This is a genomic window from Streptomyces achromogenes subsp. achromogenes, assembly GCF_000720835.1.
Taxonomy (GTDB): Bacteria; Actinomycetota; Actinomycetes; order Streptomycetales; family Streptomycetaceae; genus Streptomyces; species Streptomyces achromogenes.
Genome location: NZ_JODT01000012.1, coordinates 35,313 through 51,685, shown reverse-complemented (window position 1 = coordinate 51,685; position 16,373 = coordinate 35,313). Strand labels below are relative to the sequence as shown.

Annotated in this window: 12 protein-coding genes; 6 read left to right on the top strand and 6 right to left on the bottom strand. The window is 71.2% G+C overall.

Features of this window, described 5'->3' with window-relative positions; translation table 11 throughout:
• Window positions 1-77: 77 nt before the first annotated feature.
• A complete protein-coding gene (locus IH25_RS0113865) occupies window positions 78-1,133 on the top strand; it encodes an LLM class F420-dependent oxidoreductase (protein ID WP_030608387.1) in 1,056 nt (351 codons plus the stop codon).
• Between the two features lie 271 nt (window positions 1,134-1,404).
• Here the strand turns inward: IH25_RS0113865 and corA are convergent, their stop codons facing one another.
• Window positions 1,405-2,400, bottom strand: a complete 996-nt coding sequence (corA, locus tag IH25_RS0113860) for a magnesium/cobalt transporter CorA (protein ID WP_030608386.1) — start codon at window positions 2,398-2,400, stop codon at window positions 1,405-1,407.
• Window positions 2,401-2,461: 61 nt separating this feature from the next.
• On the opposite strand from corA, the gene IH25_RS0113855 reads away from it, so the two are divergent.
• The 4 genes from IH25_RS0113855 to mshC all read left to right on the top strand — a co-directional run bounded on the left by IH25_RS0113855 (window position 2,462) and on the right by mshC (window position 6,009).
• Window positions 2,462-3,148 carry a histidine phosphatase family protein gene (locus IH25_RS0113855; RefSeq protein ID WP_030608385.1) on the top strand — a complete coding sequence of 229 codons (687 nt, stop codon included), beginning with the start codon at window positions 2,462-2,464 and terminating at the stop codon, window positions 3,146-3,148.
• A 97-nt stretch (window positions 3,149-3,245) separates the two neighbouring features.
• On the top strand, window positions 3,246-3,836 hold the full coding sequence (locus tag IH25_RS0113850) for a DUF3090 domain-containing protein (protein WP_030608384.1): 591 nt from the start codon (window positions 3,246-3,248) through the stop codon (window positions 3,834-3,836).
• On the top strand, window positions 3,800-4,624 hold the full coding sequence (locus IH25_RS0113845) for an SCO1664 family protein (RefSeq protein ID WP_051753919.1): 825 nt from the start codon (window positions 3,800-3,802) through the stop codon (window positions 4,622-4,624). The genes IH25_RS0113850 and IH25_RS0113845 overlap by 37 nt, the downstream gene beginning before the upstream one ends.
• A 155-nt stretch (window positions 4,625-4,779) precedes the next feature.
• Complete coding sequence (gene mshC, locus IH25_RS0113840) at window positions 4,780-6,009, top strand: cysteine--1-D-myo-inosityl 2-amino-2-deoxy-alpha-D-glucopyranoside ligase (RefSeq protein ID WP_030608380.1); 1,230 nt, start codon at window positions 4,780-4,782, stop codon at window positions 6,007-6,009.
• Window positions 6,010-6,105: 96 nt separating this feature from the next.
• On the opposite strand, the gene IH25_RS0113835 is transcribed toward mshC, so the two are convergent.
• The 5 genes from IH25_RS0113835 to IH25_RS0113815 form a co-directional block, all read right to left on the bottom strand.
• Window positions 6,106-7,023 (bottom strand): PAC2 family protein, encoded by a 918-nt coding sequence (locus tag IH25_RS0113835; RefSeq protein WP_030608378.1) that lies wholly within the window; start codon window positions 7,021-7,023, stop codon window positions 6,106-6,108.
• Window positions 7,024-7,315: 292 nt separating this feature from the next.
• Window positions 7,316-8,932 carry a glycerol-3-phosphate dehydrogenase/oxidase gene (locus IH25_RS0113830; protein WP_030608375.1) on the bottom strand — a complete coding sequence of 539 codons (1,617 nt, stop codon included), beginning with the start codon at window positions 8,930-8,932 and terminating at the stop codon, window positions 7,316-7,318.
• Window positions 8,933-8,980: 48 nt separating this feature from the next.
• On the bottom strand, window positions 8,981-10,519 hold the full coding sequence (gene glpK, locus IH25_RS0113825; RefSeq protein ID WP_030608371.1) for a glycerol kinase GlpK: 1,539 nt from the start codon (window positions 10,517-10,519) through the stop codon (window positions 8,981-8,983).
• 78 nt (window positions 10,520-10,597) lie between these two features.
• On the bottom strand, window positions 10,598-11,392 hold the full coding sequence (locus tag IH25_RS0113820; RefSeq protein ID WP_030608368.1) for an MIP/aquaporin family protein: 795 nt from the start codon (window positions 11,390-11,392) through the stop codon (window positions 10,598-10,600).
• Window positions 11,393-11,734: 342 nt separating this feature from the next.
• The gene (locus tag IH25_RS0113815) at window positions 11,735-12,499 is read right to left on the bottom strand and encodes an IclR family transcriptional regulator (RefSeq protein WP_030608365.1); all 765 of its coding nucleotides are present in this window, start codon (window positions 12,497-12,499) and stop codon (window positions 11,735-11,737) included.
• Between the two features lie 275 nt (window positions 12,500-12,774).
• On the opposite strand from IH25_RS0113815, the gene metH reads away from it, so the two are divergent.
• Window positions 12,775-16,290: a methionine synthase gene (metH, locus tag IH25_RS0113810; protein WP_030608363.1), complete on the top strand. Its 3,516-nt coding sequence runs from the start codon at window positions 12,775-12,777 to the stop codon at window positions 16,288-16,290.
• The last annotated feature ends 83 nt before the right edge of the window (window positions 16,291-16,373 follow it).

The following is a 16,373-nucleotide window of genomic DNA, read 5'->3' as shown; positions in this document are numbered from 1 at the left end:
CGCTCTGCCCTCCCGCCCCGCCCCCGCGCTAAGGTCTGCCCCACAAGCACGTTACTCACGGGTAAGGGGAATCGCGCATGCAGCTCGGGATCAACCTCGGTTACTGGGGTGCCGGAATGGACGGCGACAACCTGGCCGTGGCGCAGGAGGCCGACCGGCTGGGCTACGCGGTGTGCTGGGCCGCCGAGGCCTACGGCTCCGACGCGGCCACCGTGCTCAGCTGGGTCGCCGCGCAGACCGAGCGCATCGACGTCGGCTCGGCCATCTTCCAGATCCCGGCCCGCCAGCCCGCGATGACGGCGATGACCGCGGCCACGCTCGACTCGCTCTCCGGCGGCCGGTTCCGGCTCGGTCTCGGCGTCTCCGGCCCGCAGGTCTCCGAGGGCTGGTACGGCGTGAAGTTCGACAAGCCGCTGGCCCGCACCCGCGAGTACGTGGAGATCGTCCGCAAGGCGATGACCCGGGAGCGGCTGACGTTCGAGGGCGAGCACTGGACGCTGCCGCTGCCCGGCGGTCCCGGCAAGCCGATCAAGCTGACCGTGCACCCTCAGCGCGAGCACATCCCGCTCTACATCGCCGCCATCGGCCCGAAGAACCTGGAGCAGACCGGCGAGATCGCCGACGGCGCGCTGCTGATCTTCCCCTCCGCCGAGCACCTGGAGGAGACCACGGTCAAGTACCTGCGCGCCGGGCGGGAGAAGGCGGGGCTGACGCTCGACGGTTTCGACGTGTGCCCGACCCTGCCGATCGCCCTCGGCGACGACAAGGACGTGGCCCGGCTCGCCGACACCTTCCGCCCGTACACCGCGCTGTACGTCGGCGGCATGGGCAGCGCCAAGCAGAACTTCTACAACCAGCTGGCCCAGCGCATGGGCTACGAGAAGGAAGCCGCCGAGATCCAGCGGAAGTACCTGTCCGGGGACAAGCAGGGCGCTGCCGCCGCGATCCCGCAGGACCTCATCGACCGGACCACCCTGCTGGGCTCCGTGGACCGGATCGCCGACCGGATGAAGGCCTATGCCGCCGCCGGGGTCACCACCCTCAGCCTGGCCCCGGCCGGCTTCACGCTCGAGGAGCGGCTCGCCTCCCTGCGGGCCGGCAGCGAGGCCATGGAGCGCGCCGGGCTGGCGTGAGGGAAGTCCCGCGGCGACCACCCCGAGGGGGAGCGCGGCGGGACATCACCGCGCGGAAGCGCGGCGGGGGATTTCCACGGCCGTGGTGGGGGCTCGGGGGTCTTCCCCGCCACGGCCGTCACCGGGAACAACGCCCCCGGCGCCGCACGGTTACGACCCTCGGCGCCCTTCTTTCCCACGACACCCTCGGCGGCGCCCCCGCCCCCGCACCCGAAGCCGCGTGAACCGCGTTCACACCAGCACCCAGCCCGCCCCGCGCTCACAACCACTCTCACAACCACCCACGCCGCTTGAACAGCCGGTACAACAGCACCTCCAGCACGGCCATCAGCACGATCACCGCCGGGTACGACCACAGCCAGTGCAACTCGGGCATGTGGTCGAAGTTCATGCCGTAGATCCCCGCGATCATCGTGGGCACCGCCGCCATCGCCGCCCACGCGGAGATCTTCCGCATGTCGTCGTTCTGCCGGACGCTCATCTGCGCCAGATGTGCCGACAGGATGTCCGAGACCAGCCGGTCCAGGGCCTCCACGGACTCGTTCACGCGCGTGAGGTGATCGCCCACGTCCCGGAAGAAGGGCCGCGACTCGTCGTGCACGAACGGCACCGAGTTGCCCAGCGGGCCGCTGCCGGCCAGCCGGGTCAGCGGCAGCGCCAGCGGGCCGGTCGCCCGGCGGAACTCCAGGATCTGCCGCTTGAAGGTGTAGATCCGGGACGCGGTGTTGCGGGAACCGCCGGTGTCCGGCCGGAACACCTCCGTCTCCAGCTCGTCCAGGTCGTTCTGCAGCTCCGTGGCCACCTCCAGATAGTGGTCCACGGTGGCGTCGGCGATCGCGTACAGCACGGAGGTGGGGCCCTTGTCCAGCATCTCCGGCTCCTGCTCCAGCCGCTGCCGTACGGCCGCCAGCGGCGAACCCTCCCCGTGGCGCACCGTCACCACGAAACTCTCACCGACGAAGACCATCACCTCACCGGCCGAGACCGCGTCGCTCTCCGGCTCGTACACCACCGGTTTCAGCACCAAGAACAGCGAGTCGTCGTACACCTCCAGCTTGGGCCGCTGATGTGCCTTGAGGGCGTCCTCCACGGCCAGCGGATGCAGCCCGAACTCCTGGGTGACCAGTTCGAACTCCTCCTCGGAGGGCTCGTGCAGGCCGATCCACACGAAGCCGCCGGCGGCCCGTGCCCCGGCGAGCGCGTCGGACAGATCCGAGGGCCCCTCGCTGCGGTGCCCGTGCCGGTAGACGGCGCAGTCGACGATCACGGAGCGCATTCTCCCTTCGCCCGGTCAACGGCGCACTTCCCGATGCGCCTACCCTTGCCGCATGCCCACGCTGATCCTCGTAAGGCACGGACGTTCCACCGCCAACACCTCCGGGCTGCTCGCCGGGTGGACGCCCGGCGTCGCCCTGGACGAGCGCGGCGCCGCGCAGGCCGCCGCGCTGCCCGGCCGGCTCGCCGGACTGCCGATCTCCGAGGTGGTCGCGAGCCCCCTGCAGCGCTGCCAGGAGACCGTGCGCCCGCTGCTGGAGGCCCGCCCCGGCCTGCGCTCCCACACCGACGAGCGGATCGGTGAGTGCCACTACGGCGACTGGTCCGGCCGCAAGCTCGCCGAGCTGAAGGACGAGCCGCTGATGGAGGTCGTACAGAGCCACCCGTCCGCCGCCGCCTTCCCGGGCGGCGAGTCCATGCGGGCCATGCAGACCCGCGCCGCCGAGGCCGTACGCGAGTGGAACGCGCGCGTGGAGCGCGACCACGGAGCCGACGCCGTCTACCTGATGTGCTCCCACGGCGACATCATCAAGTCCCTCGTCGCCGACGCCCTCGGCCTGCACCTCGACCTGTTCCAGCGGATCTCCGTCGAACCCTGCTCCGTCACCGCGATCCGCTACACCCGGCTCCGGCCGTATCTCGTCCGCCTCGGCGACACCGGGGACTTCGCTTCGCTCGCCCCCCGCGAGGAACCCGGCGAGGGTGACGCACCGGTCGGAGGCGGTGCGGGCGCACCGTGATCGTCGGCCGCAGTAGGGTGAAGCGACCCATCCCGTTCGCTGCCCCGTACGGCCAACCGCCGAACCTCTCGAAACCACGACTTTATGGAGACAGGACGTGTCCCGTCAGGTGTTCCTCTACGACCAGCCGGACCGCTTCGTGGCCGGCACGGTCGGACTGCCCGGGCGCCGTACGTTCTTCCTCCAGGCCATCGCAGGCTCCCGGGTGACCAGCGTGGCCCTGGAGAAGACCCAGGTGGCCGCGCTCGCCGAGCGCATGGACGAACTGCTGGACGAGGTCGTACGGCGTAGTGGCGGCAGCGCCGCCGTCCCGGCCGTCGCCCCCGCCGAGATCACCGACACCGCACCGCTCGACACACCCATCGAGGAGGAGTTCCGCGTCGGCACCATGGCCCTGGCCTGGGACGGCGAGGACCAGCGCATGATCGTCGAGGCGCAGGCGCTGGTCGAGCTGGACGCCGACGACGAGGAAGACCTCGCCGAGGCCGAGGAGCGCCTGCTTCAGGACGAGGAGAACGGACCCCCGATGCTGCGGGTCCGGCTGACCGGCGCGCAGGCCCGGGCCTTCGCCAAGCGCGCCCTCGACGTCGTCAACGCCGGGCGGCCGCCGTGCCCGCTGTGCAGCCTCCCGCTCGATCCGGAAGGACACGTATGTCCGCGCCAGAACGGATACCGCCGCGGAGCGTGACGCCCGACCCGAACCCGGCCGAGCTGCTCGCGCACGGTGAGCTGACCGTACGCGGCCGGATCCGCGAGGCGTCCAACGCGGCCCTGTTCTGCACGGTGGCCCTCGACGGCCGCCAGGCCTCCTGCGTGTACAAGCCGGTCGCCGGGGAGCGCCCCCTGTGGGACTTCCCCGACGGCACCCTGGCGGGCCGCGAGGTGGCCGCCTACGAGGTGTCCGAGGCGACCGGCTGGGAGCTGGTGCCGCCCACCGTGCTGCGCGAGGGGCCGTACGGCGAGGGCATGTGCCAGCTGTGGATCGACGTCCACCCCGAGGCCGAGCTGCTCGCCCTGGTCGACGGCGAGGAGCCGGAGCCGGGCTGGAAGGCGGTCGGGTTCGCCGAGGTGGGCGAGGGCCGCACCGCGCTGCTGGTGCACGCCGACGACGCGCGGCTGCGCCGGCTCGCCGTCCTGGACGCGGTCATCAACAACGCCGACCGCAAGGGCGGCCACCTGCTGCCCACCGCCGACGGCCGGCTCTACGGCATCGACCACGGCGTCACCTTCAACGTGGACAACAAGCTCCGCACCCTGCTGTGGGGCTGGGCCGGCGAACCCCTGCCGGAGGAGGCCGTCGGCGTCCTCAAGACACTGCGGGACGCCCTGGACGGCCCCCTGGGCACCCGGCTGGCCACGCTGATCACGACCGCCGAGGTCGACGCCACGCGCGCGCGGGTCGACGCGCTGCTCACCTCCGGCCGCCACCCGGAGCCGAGCGGCGACTGGCCCGCCATCCCCTGGCCGCCGGTATGAGCACCCGCGGGGCCACCCCACCGCACGCGCGTGGCCACGCGGGGTGAGCGGACGGGGGCCCAGCACAGTCGGCGCCGATGTTCAAGAACGCGGAACCGGTCATCCGGCGCGATCCCGTTCGTACCTGCGGGTCGGGGCCGGTTAGGCTCATGTACATGCATGCCTGGCCCGCTTCCGAGGTCCCCGCCCTGCCTGGTCAGGGCCGCGACCTGAGGATCCACGACACCGCGACCGGCGGCCTGGTCACCCTCGACCCCGGTCCCGTCGCCCGCATCTACGTCTGCGGCATCACGCCGTACGACGCGACCCACATGGGTCACGCGGCGACCTACAACGCGTTCGACCTCGTTCAGCGCGTGTGGCTCGACACCAAGCGGCAGGTCCACTACGTCCAGAACGTCACCGACGTCGACGATCCGCTGCTGGAGCGGGCCGAGCGGGACAGCGTCGACTGGACCGCCCTCGCCGAGCGCGAGACGGCTCTCTTCCGCGAGGACATGACCGCCCTGCGGATGCTCCCGCCGCGGCACTACATCGGCGCGGTCGAGGCCATACCCGGCATCGTCCCGCTCGTCGAGCGGCTGCGTGACATCGGCGCGGCCTACGAGCTGGACGGCGACATCTACTTCTCCGTCGAGTCCGACCCGCACTTCGGCGCGGTCTCGCACCTGGACGCCGCCGCCATGCGGCTGCTGTCCGCCGAACGCGGCGGCGACCCGGACCGCCCGGGCAAGAAGAACCCGCTGGACCCGATGCTGTGGATGGCGGCCCGTGAGGGCGAGCCCAGCTGGGACGGCGGCTCGCTCGGCCGGGGCCGCCCCGGCTGGCACATCGAGTGCGTGGCCATCGCGCTGGACCACTTCGGCATGGGCTTCGACGTCCAGGGCGGCGGCTCCGACCTCGCCTTCCCGCACCACGAGATGGGCGCCTCGCACGCCCAGGTGCTCACCGGCGAGTTCCCGATGGCCAAGGTCTATGTGCACGCCGGCATGGTCGCCCTGAACGGCGAGAAGATGTCCAAGTCCAAGGGCAACCTCGTCTTCGTCTCCCGGCTGCGCCGCGACGGCGTCGACCCGGCCGCCATCCGCCTCGCCCTGCTGGCCCACCACTACCGGGCCGACTGGGAGTGGACCGACCAGGTGCTCCAGGACGCCGTGGCCCGCCTCGGCCGCTGGCGCGCGGCGGTCTCCCGCCCCGACGGCCCCTCGGCCGACGCCCTGGTGGAGGAGATCCGCGAGGCCCTCTCCCACGACCTCGACGCCCCGGCCGCCCTCGCGGCGGTGGACCGCTGGGCGGCCCGGCAGGAGGACGAGGGCGGCACGGACACGGGCGCCCCGGGCCTGGTGACGCGGGCGGTGGACGCGCTGCTGGGCGTGGCCCTGTAGACACCCCGGCCGGGGCCGTGAGGCTGTAGCGGAAGGGGCGCTTCCCCCACGGGAAGCGCCCCTTCTTCCGTACCGCCGGCCCTCGGGGCCGTGCCCTCAGCCCTCCGGGCCGTCCTCGTCGTCGTCGGCCGGACCGCCGGCGGCGGGCGGCTTCGGCTTCCCGCCCGGCGGGCCCACGTCCCGGCGCCGCAGATACCGCTCGAACTCCCGGGCGATCGCCTCACCGGACGCCTCCGGCAGCTCCGCGGTGTCCCGGGCCTCCTCCAGCGTCTGGACGTACTCGGCGACCTCGCTGTCCTCCGCCGCCAGCTGGTCCACGCCCACCTGCCAGGCCCGCGCGTCCTCGGGCAGCTCGCCCTGCGGGATCCGCAGGTCCAGCAGGTCCTCCAGGCGGTTGAGCAGCGCCAGCGTGGCCTTGGGGTTGGGCGGCTGGGAGACGTAGTGCGGTACGGCCGCCCACAGCGAGACCGCCGGGACGCCCGCGTGCGTGCACGCCTCCTGGAGGACGCCGACGATGCCCGTCGGACCCTCGTACTTGGTCTCCTCCAGATCCATGCGGCGGGCCAGGTCCGGATCGGACGTGACCCCGCTGACCGGGACCGGACGCGTGTGCGGGGTGTCACCGAGCAGGGCACCCAGGATGACGACCAGCTCCACGCCCAGCTCGTGCGCGAAGCCGAGCAGTTCGTTGCAGAACGAACGCCACCGCATGGACGGCTCGATGCCCCGGACCAGCACCAGGTCGCGCGGCTTGTCGCCGCCGACCCGGACCACCGACAACCTCGTCGTCGGCCAAGTGATCTTGCGCACACCGCCGTCCATGAACACCGTGGGACGGTTCACCTGGAAGTCGTAGTAGTCCTCGGCGTCCAGCGCCGCGAACACCTCGCCCTTCCATTCGCGTTCCAGGTGCGCGACCGCCGTGGAGGCGGCGTCGCCGGCATCGTTCCAGCCCTCGAACGCGGCCACCATGACTGGGTCGATCAGCTCGGGAACCCCCTCCAGCTCGATCACCCAGTGCCTCCTTCCGACGTGCCCTCGCTTGACCCACCAACCTTACGGCGTCCCGCGGGGGCGCCCGCAGCCCCCTTGCACGGGGGAGTGAACGGATCACTGCCCCGTCCGCCACCTCGGAACACGCGGACGCGCCCGACTCACGGCGCGGAGCGCGGACACCGCCGTCAACCGGCCCGCGCCGCGCGGGCGTCGGAGGGGGCCGCCACGGAAACGCGGGCACGCGCGAGGGGGCGCCTCCCTCGGCCGGAGGCGCCCCCTCGCGGATGCGGCCCGTTCCTCGCGGACGGACCTACTTCTCGTCCAGGACCTTCTGGACCTTCGCCCGGACCTCGTCCGTGGCCAGGCCCCGGATGGTCAGCGTGGTGCGGCGGCGCAGCACGTCGTCCGGCGTCTCGGCCCACTCGTGGTCACGGGCCCACACCACCTGCGCCCAGATCTCGGGGGCGTCGGGGTGGACGCGCTCGGCGAGCTCCGGGTTGTCGTTCGCCAGGCGGGCGATGTCGAAGGCCAGCGAACCGTAGTGGGTGGCCAGGTGCTTGGCGGTGTCGGCGGCCATGCGCGGGCCGGGCGCCGGGGCGTCGACCAGCAGCCGGTGGGCGACCGCGCGCGGGTTGGCGACACCGGGCAGCGGCAGCTTCTTCGGCAGCGAGGAGATCGGTTCGAAGTCGTCGCCGAGCGGGTGGCCCGGCAGCGCCTCCAGCTTCTTCATGATCGTGCGTCCGATGTGGCGGAACGTCGTCCACTTGCCGCCCGCGACGGACAGCATGCCGCCCTTGCCCTCGGTCACCACGGTCTCCCGCTTGGCCTTGGCGGTGTCACCGGGGCCGCCCGGCAGCACCCGCAGACCGGCGAACGCGTAGGTGATCAACTCGCGCCGCAGCTGCTGGTCCCGGACGGAGAACGCGGCCTCGTCCAGGATCTGGGCTATGTCCTTTTCATTGACGGACACGTCCGCCGGGTCGCCCTCGTACTCCTCGTCGGTGGTGCCGAGCAGCAGCATGTCCTCCCAGGGGAGGGCGAAGGTGATGCGGTACTTGTCGATGGGCGTGGCGAGCGCGGCCTTCCAGGGGGAGGTGCGCTTCAGGACCAGGTGCGCGCCCTTGGACAGCCGGATGGACGGCGCCGCGTTCGGGTCCTCCAGCCTGCGCAGGTGGTCGACCCACGGGCCGGTCGCGTTCAGCACCAGGCGGGCGTTGACCCCGAACTCCTCGCCGGACAGGCGGTCCTTCAGGTCCGCGCCGGTCACCCGGCCCTGGGTGAAGCGCAGCCCGGTGACCTCGGCGTGGTTGAGGACGACCGCGCCCGCCTCGACGGCCGCGCGGACCGTCATCAGCGCCATCCGCGCGTCGTTCATCTGGTCGTCGCCGTACACGGCCACGGCCTTGAGGTTCTCGGTGCGCAGCTCGGGCACGTCCTGCGCCGCCTTGGCCGGCGAGAGCAGGTGGCCGACGCCGTCGCCGAACGCGGACAGCGCGGAGTAGGCGAACACGCCCGCGCCGAGCTTGGCCGCGCCGTGCGGGCCGCCCTTGTACACCGGCAGGTAGAAGGTGAGCGGGTTCGCCAGGTGGGGGGCCACCTGGCGGGAGACCGCCCGGCGCTCGAAGTGGTTCTCCGCCACCAGCTTCACCGCGCCGGTCTGCAGGTAGCGCAGGCCGCCGTGGAGCAGCTTGGAGGAGGCGGAGGAGGTGGCACCGGCGAAGTCGCCGGCGTCGACCAGCGCCACCCTGAGCCCGGACTGCGCGGCGTGCCAGGCGGTGGAGATGCCCAGGATGCCGCCGCCGATCACAAGAAGGTCGTACGACGCCTTGGAGAGCTGCTCCCTGGTCTCGGCGCGGCTCGGGTGGGAGCCGGAGGCCGGGCGCGTCCCCAGGGCAGGCACGGACTGCAGGGTGGACTGACTGGTCATGTCGGGTACTTACTCCTCGTCAGAGCTGAACTGAGCCGGATGAGCCGCTCAGTTCTCGTCGTCGAGCCAGCCCATGGTCCGGTCGACGGCCTTGAGCCAGTTCTTGTACTCACGGGCGCGGGTCTCCGCGTCCATGCGGGGGGTCCACTCGGCGGCCCGGCGCCAGTTGGCGCGCAGGTCGTCGGTGCTGGACCAGAAGCCGACGGCGAGACCGGCGGCGTAGGCGGCGCCGAGGCAGGTGGTCTCGGCGACCATCGGCCGCACCACCGGCGCGTCCAGGACGTCGGCCAGGGTCTGCATCAGCAGGTTGTTGGCGGTCATGCCGCCGTCCACCTTGAGGGTCACCAGCTCGTCGCCGGAGTCCTTCACCATGGCGTCGGCGATCTCCCGCGTCTGCCAGGCGGTGGCCTCGAGGACCGCGCGCGCGAGGTGCGCCTTGGTCACGTACCGGGTCAGGCCGGCGATCACCCCGCGCGCGTCGGAGCGCCAGTGCGGGGCGAACAGGCCGGAGAAGGCCGGCACGAAGTAGGCGCCGCCGTTGTCCTCGACCGAGAGCGCGAGCGTCTCGATCTCGGCGGCGGTGGAGATCAGGCCCATCTGGTCGCGCATCCACTGCACCAGCGAGCCGGTGACGGCGATCGAGCCCTCCAGGGCGTACACGGTCGGCTGGTCGCCGATCTTGTAGCCGACGGTGGTGAGCAGACCGGCGTAGGAGTTGATGATCTTCTCGCCGGTGTTCATCACCATGAAGGTGCCGGTGCCGTAGGTCGACTTGGTCTCGCCCTCGGAGAAACAGCACTGGCCGAAAAGGGCCGCCTGCTGGTCGCCGAGCGCGGAGGCGACCGGGATGCCGCCGAGCAGCTCGCCCAGCCGGCCGCCGCTGATCTCGCCGTAGACCTCGGCGGAGGAGCGGATCTCGGGCAGGATCTGCTCCGGCACGCCGATGGACTCGCAGATCTTGTCGTCCCAGCGCATCGTGTGCAGGTTCATCAGAAGGGTGCGCGAGGCGTTGGTGACGTCGGTGACGTGCCGGCCGCCGTCGACACCGCCGGTCAGGTTCCAGATGACCCAGGTGTCCATGGTGCCGAAGAGGATGTCGCCGGCCTCGGCGCGCTCGCGCAGGCCCTCGACGTTGTCGAGCAGCCAGCGGGCCTTGGGCCCGGCGAAGTACGACGCCAGCGGCAGGCCGGTCTCCCGGCGGAAGCGGTCCTGGCCGACGTTGCGGCCCAGCTCCCGGCACAGGGCGTCGGTGCGGGTGTCCTGCCAGACGATGGCGTTGTGGACGGGCTCACCGGTGTTCTTGTCCCACAGCACGGTGGTCTCGCGCTGGTTGGTGATGCCGATGGCCTTGATGTCGTCCCGGGTGATGCCGGCCTTGGCCACGGCGCCGGCGACGACCTCCTGGACGTTGGTCCAGATCTCGTTGGCGTCGTGCTCGACCCAGCCGGGCTTGGGGAAGATCTGCTCGTGCTCCTTCTGGTCGACGGCGACGATGCGGCCGTCCCGGTCGAAGACGATGCAGCGGGAGGAGGTCGTGCCCTGGTCGATCGCCGCGATGAAGGGGCCTGCGGTGTGGGCGTCGGTCACTGTGTGCTCCTGGAAGTCCGTGGGGATGGGGCTGTGCGTACGGCGTGCGCGCGAAGACTCGTGCTGTCCGCAAGCTTCCTAGGCGAAGGCGAGGTTGTAGATGCCCGCCGCGATCGCGCCGCCGGCCAGCGGACCGACCACCGGGATCCAGGCGTAGGACCAGTCGGAACCGCCCTTGTTGGGCAGCGGCAGCAGGGCGTGCACGATGCGCGGGCCCAGGTCGCGGGCCGGGTTGATCGCGTAGCCCGTCGGACCGCCCAGCGACAGACCGATGGACACCACCACGAGCGCGGTGATCAGACCGCCGATGACGCCCAGGCCGTTGCCCTGGTCGTTCAGGCCCTGGGTGAGCACGGCGAGGATCAGCACCACGGTGCCGATGATCTCCGTGGCCAGGTTCTGCGCCACGTTCCGGATCTCCGGACCGGTGGAGAAGATGCCGAGGACCGGGCCGGCCCCCTTCTCCTGGGCCTCGACGGCCTTGGCCGAGGTGGCCTGCGCGCCGGGACCGCCGACGATCTCCTTGTCCGTCAGGTGGGCGAGGAACTGGCCGTAGTAGGCGGCCCACACCAGGACGGCGCCGATGACGGCACCCAGCAGCTGACCGGCGAAGTAGACCGGAACGTTGTTCCACCCGCCGTCCTTGATGGCCAGGGCGACGGTGAGGGCCGGGTTGAGGTGCGCGCCGGACAGCGGCCCGGAGATGTACGCGGCCGTCATGACGGCGAAGCCCCACCCGAAGGCGATGGCGAGCCAACCGGCGTTGCGGGCCTTGGAGGCCTTCAGCGTGACGGCGGCACAGACCCCGCCGCCGAGCAGGATGAGTATGGCGGTACCGATGGTCTCGCCGATGAAGATGTCGGAGCTGGACACCCGCGACTCCTTTGTCCTTCGTCCAGGGGTAGCCGAACCCCGGGTCCCTCCGGTGGTTCTGGCGCCCTCGTGGGTGAGAGCGATGCCGGCCCTTGGCGTTGTCACACTCTAGCGCGTATTGCCGGTAGGTGTTCGACAATGCCGACCGATGGACGGGAGTCTTGTTCGGCGTTACGCGTGCGTCAAGAGTTCTGTTATCGAAAACAGGATCGTTATTGATCGCTGCGGGTTATCGACCTTCGTGCGCGGACATACGATATAGAGCTTTTTGTCCGTTTTAGGGTAGATCAACAGCCGGAATGCCGCGTGGCATCCCGGCTGCTCTCCTCCGACTCTGTTTCCTCAGAACCGTCCGGCGCCCAGGTCCCGGGACACCGCGCGGGCGCAGTCCCGCACCGCCGCGATCAGCTCCGGGCGCAGCTCGCCCTCCCGGCACAGCCGCTCCACCGCTCCCGTGATGCCGACCGCGCCCACCGGCATGCGGCGCCGGTCGTGGATGGGCGCGGCGATCGACGCCACGCCCTCCCAGGTCTCCTCCACATCGGCCGCGTAGCCCCGCGCGCGCGTGAGGTCGAGGATGTGCTCGAAGCCGGCGGCGTCGCACACCGTGCGGTCGGTGAAGGGCTTCCGGTCGGCCTCCAGCGCCTCGCTGTGCGCCACCGGGTCGTACGCCGACAGCACCTTGCCCAGCGCCGTGGAGTGCAGCGGCTGCATCGCCCCGATCTCCAGCACCTGCCGGCTGTCGTCGGGCCGGAAGACGTGGTGCACGATCAGCACCCCCTGCTGGTGCAGCACCCCCAGGTGCACGCTCTCCCCGCTGGAGCGGGCCAGGTCGTCCGCCCACACCAGGGCCCGCGCCCGCAGCTCGTGCACATCCAGATAGGTGGTGCCCAGGCGCAGCAGCTCCGCGCCCAGCTGGTAGCGGCCGGAGGCGTCGTCCTGCTCCACGAACCCCTCCTGCTGGAGAGTGCGCAGGATGCCGTGGGCGGTGCCCTTGGCGAGACCCAGCGACGAGGCGATGTCCGACAGCCCCAGCCGCCGTTCGCCGCCCGCGAGCAGCCGCAGCATCGCCGCCGCCCGTTCGAGCGACTGGATGTTCCGTGCCATCGCCGTCCTGCCTCCGTCCCCTTCGACTGCGTAGTGCGCAGTCACCGTTCGGCAATGCCGAACACTACCGGTCCATGCCGACCTCCCGCTAATGGTCGGACGCCACCTGTTACATCACACGGGATCCCTGCGTGACATTCCGGCCACACACGTCCGTCTCGTGGACGTGGTGCCCATCCAAGCCGACTCCCGGTTACCCTGACGCCGTGCGGCAAGCCCCGCCCGTCCGGGGAAGCCGCATAGCCGACAGCCGTCGCATCCCAGGGAGCCCTTACATGGCCTCGTCGCCAACGTCCCCTTCCGCCGACAGCCGGGCCCGTGTGTCCGCGCTCCGCGAGGCGCTCGCCACCCGTGTGGTGGTCGCCGACGGAGCCATGGGCACGATGCTCCAGGCCCAGGAGCCCACCCTCGAGGACTTCGAGAACCTCGAAGGCTGCAACGAGATCCTCAACCTGACCCGCCCCGACATCGTCCGCTCGGTCCACGAGGCGTACTTCGCCGTCGGCGTGGACTGCGTGGAGACGAACACGTTCGGCGCCAACCACTCCGCGCTCGGCGAGTACGACATCTCCGACCGCGTGTACGAGCTGTCGGAGGCGGGTGCCCGGGTGGCCCGGGAGACCGCCGACGAGTTCAGCGCGCGGGACGGCCGGCCGCGCTGGGTGCTGGGCTCGATGGGCCCCGGCACCAAGCTGCCCACCCTGGGCCACGCCCCCTACGCCACCCTGCGCGACGCCTATCAGCGCAACGCCGAGGGCCTGCTCGCGGGCGGCGCCGACGCCCTGCTGGTGGAGACCACCCAGGACCTGCTACAGACCAAGTCCGCCGTCCTCGGCGCCCGGCGCGGCATCGAGGCCCTCGGCCTGGACGTGCCGGTCATCGTGTCCGTGACCGTCGAGACCACCGGCACCATGCTGCTGGGCTCGGAGATCGGCGCAGCTCTGACGGCCCTGGAGCCGCTGGGCATCGACATGATCGGCCTGAACTGCGCCACCGGCCCGGCCGAGATGAGCGAACACCTGCGCTACCTCGCCCGCAACGCCCGCGTCCCGCTGTCGTGCATGCCCAACGCGGGGCTGCCGGTCCTGGGCAAGGACGGCGCCCACTACCCGCTGACCGCGCCGGAGCTGGCCGACGCCCAGGAGACCTTCGTCCGCGAGTACGGCCTGTCGCTGGTCGGCGGCTGCTGCGGCACCACCCCCGAGCACCTGCGCCAGGTGGTGGAGCGGGTCCGGGGCGTGACCCCGCCCGAGCGCGACCCCCGCCCCGAACCCGGGGCCGCCTCCCTCTACCAGTCCGTGCCGTTCCGGCAGGACACCTCCTACCTGGCCATCGGCGAGCGGACGAACGCCAACGGGTCGAAGAAGTTCCGCGAGGCGATGCTGGAGGGCCGCTGGGACGACTGCGTCGAGATGGCCCGGGAGCAGATCCGCGAGGGCGCGCACATGCTCGACCTGTGCGTGGACTACGTCGGCCGGGACGGCGTGGCGGACATGGAGGAGCTGGCGGGCCGCTTCGCCACCGCCTCCACGCTGCCCATCGTGCTGGACTCCACCGAGGTCGACGTGATCCGCGCGGGGCTGGAGAAGCTCGGCGGCCGAGCGGTGATCAACTCCGTGAACTACGAGGACGGCGACGGCCCCGACTCCCGGTTCACCCAGGTCACCCGGCTGGCCCGGGAGCACGGTGCGGCGCTGATCGCGCTCACCATCGACGAGGAGGGCCAGGCCCGCACCCCGGAGAAGAAGGTCGAGATCGCGGAGCGGCTGATCGCGGACCTGACGGGGAACTGGGGCATCCGCGAGGAGGACATCCTCATCGACACCCTGACCTTCACCATCTGCACCGGTCAGGAGGAGTCCCGCAAGGACGGCATCGCCACCATCGAGGCGATCCGCGAGCTGAAGCGGCGCCACCCGGCCGTGCAGACCACGCTGGGCCTGTCGAACATCTCCTTCGGCCTGAACCCGGCCGCGCGGATCCTGCTGAACTCGGTGTTCCTGGACGAGTGCGTCAAGGCGGGCCTGGACTCGGCGATCGTGCACGCCAGCAAGATCCTGCCCATCGCCCGGTTCAGCGAGGAGGAGGTCACCACCGCCCTCGACCTGATCTACGACCGCCGCAGCGAGGGCTACGACCCGCTGCAGAAGCTCATGCAGCTCTTCGAGGGCGCCACGGCGAAATCGCTCAAGGCGGGCAAGGCCGAGGAACTGGCCGCGCTGCCGCTGGAGGAGCGGCTCAAGCGGCGGATCATCGACGGCGAGCGCAACGGCCTGGAGGCCGACCTCGACGCGGCCCTGGCCGACCGCCCCGCCCTGGACATCGTCAACGACACGCTGCTGGACGGGATGAAGGTCGTCGGCGACCTGTTCGGCTCCGGGCAGATGCAGCTGCCGTTCGTGCTGCAGTCGGCCGAGGTGATGAAGACCGCGGTGGCCTACCTGGAACCGCACATGGAGAAGTCCGACGCCGAGGGCAAGGGCACCATCGTGCTGGCCACCGTGCGCGGCGACGTGCACGACATCGGCAAGAACCTGGTCGACATCATCCTGTCCAACAACGGCTACAACGTGGTCAACCTCGGCATCAAGCAGCCGGTCTCCGCGATCCTGGAGGCCGCCGAGGAACACCGCGCGGACGTGATCGGCATGTCCGGACTGCTGGTGAAGTCCACCGTGATCATGAAGGAGAACCTGGAGGAGCTCAACCAGCGCGGCCTGGCCGCCCGCTTCCCGGTCATCCTCGGCGGCGCCGCCCTCACCCGCGCCTACGTCGAACAGGACCTGCACGAGATCTACGAAGGCGAGGTCCGCTACGCCCGCGACGCCTTCGAGGGCCTGCACCTGATGGACGCCCTGATCGGCGTCAAGCGCGGCGTGCCCGGCGCGAAACTGCCCGAACTGCGCCAGCGCCGGGTCCGTGCCACGGCCGGCGCGCAGGTGGAGGAGAAGCCGGAGCAGGGCGCCGTACGCTCCGACGTCGCCACCGACAACCCCGTGCCCGCCCCGCCGTTCTGGGACACCCGGATCGTCAAGGGCATCCAGCTCAAGGAGTACGCGAGCTGGCTGGACGAGGGCGCGCTGTTCAAGGGCCAGTGGGGACTGAAGCAGGCCCGCACCGGCGAGGGCCCCACCTACGAGGAACTCGTGGAGAGCGAGGGCCGGCCCAGGCTGCGCGGCCTGCTGGACCGGCTCCAGACCGACAACCTCCTCGAAGCCGCGGTGGTCTACGGCTACTTCCCGTGCGTGTCCAAGGACGACGACCTGATCATCCTCGACGAGCACGGCAACGAACGCACCCGCTTCACCTTCCCCCGCCAGCGCCGCGGCCGGCGGCTGTGCCTGGCCGACTTCTTCCGCCCCCAGGAATCCGGCGAGACCGACGTCGTCGGCTTCCAGGTCGTCACCGTCGGCTCCCGCATCGGCGAGGAGACCGCGAAGCTCTTCGAGGCCAACGCCTACCGCGACTACCTCGAACTGCACGGCCTGTCCGTCCAGCTGGCCGAGGCACTCGCCGAGTACTGGCACGCCCGGGTCCGCGCCGAACTCGGCTTCGGCGGCGAGGACCCGGCCGACATGCAGGACATGTTCGCCCTGAAGTACCGGGGCGCCCGGTTCTCCCTCGGCTACGGCGCCTGCCCCGACCTGGAGGACCGCGCCAAGATCGCCGACCTGCTCCGCCCGGAGCGCATCGGCGTCCACCTGTCCGAGGAGTTCCAGCTCCACCCCGAACAGTCCACCGACGCCATCGTGATCCACCACCCCGAGGCGAAGTACTTCAACGCACGGTGACGCACGTCTCACTCGGCACACTGATCGGATAAGTCGTACACTGGTCGGTCCACCGCAGGCCGGTTCCCCGCCGGGGAACCGGC